The organism is Paracoccus sp. 22332 (assembly GCF_052045125.1).
Taxonomy (GTDB): domain Bacteria; phylum Pseudomonadota; class Alphaproteobacteria; order Rhodobacterales; family Rhodobacteraceae; genus Paracoccus; species Paracoccus haematequi_A.
This window is the reverse complement of sequence record NZ_JBQEOI010000105.1, coordinates 1-1967: the sequence shown is the minus strand read 5'-3', so window position 1 is coordinate 1967 and position 1967 is coordinate 1. Positions and strand designations below refer to the sequence as shown.

Genomic DNA, 1967 nt, shown 5'->3' with positions numbered 1-1967 from the left:
GCCGCACCCTGGCTCTCATGCAGGTCTCGGGCGGCTCGCAGAGCTTCAACGCCGTGAACCAGATGCGTATCCTCGGCCGCTGGATGCGGATGATCACGATCCCGAACCAGTCCTCGGTCGCCAAGGCCTATGACGAGTTCGACGAGGCCGGCCGGATGCGCCCGTCGAGCTATTACGACCGCATCGTCGATGTGATGGAAGAGCTGGTGAAGTTTACGCTGCTGACCCGCGACCTCTCAGACTTCCTCACCGACCGATACAGCGAGCGGAAGGAAACCGCGGCCAGGCTGGAACAACGGGTAAAACTGAAAAGTGCTGTCTGATGCAGGAAGCCTGCCCAGTTCGCCTTGCTTCAGGAGTGCCGGTCGAGTTCAGCCATCATGGCACGGCGCAGGATCGCATTCATGCGGCTCTGATAGCCCTGTCCCCCAGCCTTTAGCCAAGCCAGGACATCGGCATCCACCCGCGCGGTGATCTGCTGCTTGATGGGGCGATAGAACCGGCCCCGAACCGCGCTGGCCCATTGCTCGTCGGTTAGTTCGGGAATGTCGCTGGTGTCGATCTGATCGACCGGCAGCGTGTCTAGCTTGGCAAGCTCCTTGCGCCGCTCCTCGGTCAGCTTGGGCAGCGTGTCGAGGGTGTATTCAACCATTGGCATATCGCTTCCTTTCCTGCGGGGTAGCACGGCGGGCGGAGATGATGCGGATAACCTCAACAGGCTCGGGACTGTCCTCGGTGACAGTGTGAGCCACAAGCAGGACGGCCGCGCCACCGACCTGGCCGATGGTCTGCCAGCGATACTCGCCACCTTCGACCCGGTCTTGCACTGTCAGGTGCAGCGGATCGAAGAACACCTGCACGGCGTCTTCAAACCGAACGCCATGCTTGCGTTGGTTCGATTCCGCTTTGGCCGGATCCCAGACAAACCGCATTCTCATGTGGCAAATGTAATTATAAAAGTATAATTATTCAATCCAGTGCTTCTGCTTCTTCCACGCTCCTCATGGCTTCCACAATCTGATCGACATGCGTCCGTTGCTGCTGGGCGCGGCGGACCATCAGGCTGCGGACCTGGTCGTTGTGCCGGGCGATCTCGTGCAGCTGCTGGGCTAGCTGGTCCAGATGCAAGCGGGAGATCTTCTGTCCGCGCAGAACGGCCGTATTCATGGCCCTCACGGCCTGGTTCACGTTCTGCCCGATCGCGGACACCTCCTTCGTCAAGGCCGTGATCTCGCCGACCTCGGGCGGCTCGATGTGATACACGCCCGCCGCATAGAGCAGCACCCGCCGGGCCATGTCGGCCCTGCTCAGGTCCAGCTCCTTTGCCAGGGCGTCCAGCCGCTCCATGTCCTCGGCGCTGACCCGCACCGTCAGCACCTTGCTGCGCGACTGCGGCAGGCGCTCCTCCCAGCGGTTCTTGAGGTTGTAGATCGTCCGGCGGCTGACCCCGTATTTCTTCGCCAGGTCCGTGACCGGGATCTTCGCGTCCAGCTCACCCCGCAGCGCCTGCTTCTGATCGTTCGTCAGGCGGCTGAACTTGCGTCTCGGCATGTGTAAAGTATCCAATATCGGGGTTATGAAGTATTCAAGTCATATTTCCTGCCATTTACACAACCTCTAAAACTGCTCTTCACAAAAAAAGGGACATTAAGGCTGATTTCGAGTCTGGTTCGGTGGTCCGAGAGACCGCGAAACAGAGCCAGATGACAAGATCACCGCTTTGCAGTTCGCAGCCAATGATAGTTCAAGGATACCCTCGCAGAGCCACGGAGAGGCCCCCTAGAGGCTCGTTCCGGGTTCTTGGGTAGAGCTTTCCACTCTCAATATGCTTCCGGCCTCCAGAGGGCCTTCCAGAGCTTCTGAGCGCCTTTCTGATTTTCTCAGCAGATCTTTCAACCATCAGGCCGGACGTAAAGGGGTTTGAGAAACTGACCCTCGCCACCTGTCCCGCCCCGAGGCGCAGCGCC

General features: G+C 59.7%; 4 protein-coding genes and 1 pseudogene. 1 reads left to right on the top strand and 4 read right to left on the bottom strand.

Features of this window, described 5'->3' with window-relative positions:
• Positions 1-323, top strand: a pseudogene (locus ACTJI6_RS23950) (arsenical resistance protein ArsH); the annotation flags it as partial.
• A 29-nt stretch (positions 324-352) separates the two neighbouring features.
• Here the strand turns inward: ACTJI6_RS23950 and ACTJI6_RS23945 are convergent.
• From ACTJI6_RS23945 to ACTJI6_RS23930, 4 genes are all read right to left on the bottom strand, one after another.
• A complete protein-coding gene (locus ACTJI6_RS23945) occupies positions 353-652 on the bottom strand; it encodes a BrnA antitoxin family protein (RefSeq protein WP_440804257.1) in 300 nt (99 codons plus the stop codon).
• Positions 645-932: a BrnT family toxin gene (locus ACTJI6_RS23940; protein ID WP_440804255.1), complete on the bottom strand. Its 288-nt coding sequence runs from the start codon at positions 930-932 to the stop codon at positions 645-647. The genes ACTJI6_RS23945 and ACTJI6_RS23940 overlap by 8 nt, the downstream gene beginning before the upstream one ends.
• Positions 933-969: 37 nt before the next feature.
• Positions 970-1551 carry a helix-turn-helix domain-containing protein gene (locus ACTJI6_RS23935; protein WP_440804252.1) on the bottom strand — a complete coding sequence of 194 codons (582 nt, stop codon included), beginning with the start codon at positions 1549-1551 and terminating at the stop codon, positions 970-972.
• Positions 1552-1744: 193 nt separating this feature from the next.
• On the bottom strand, positions 1745-1967 hold a 223-nt coding region (locus ACTJI6_RS23930), incomplete at its 5' end, for a hypothetical protein (RefSeq protein ID WP_440804251.1).

Coding starts and splice junctions, on each gene's coding strand:
- ACTJI6_RS23945 (WP_440804257.1), bottom strand. CDS start 652: ATGGTTGAATACACCCTCGACACGCTGCCCAAGCTGACCGAGGAGCGG.
- ACTJI6_RS23940 (WP_440804255.1), bottom strand. CDS start 932: ATGCGGTTTGTCTGGGATCCGGCCAAAGCGGAATCGAACCAACGCAAG.
- ACTJI6_RS23935 (WP_440804252.1), bottom strand. CDS start 1,551: ATGCCGAGACGCAAGTTCAGCCGCCTGACGAACGATCAGAAGCAGGCG.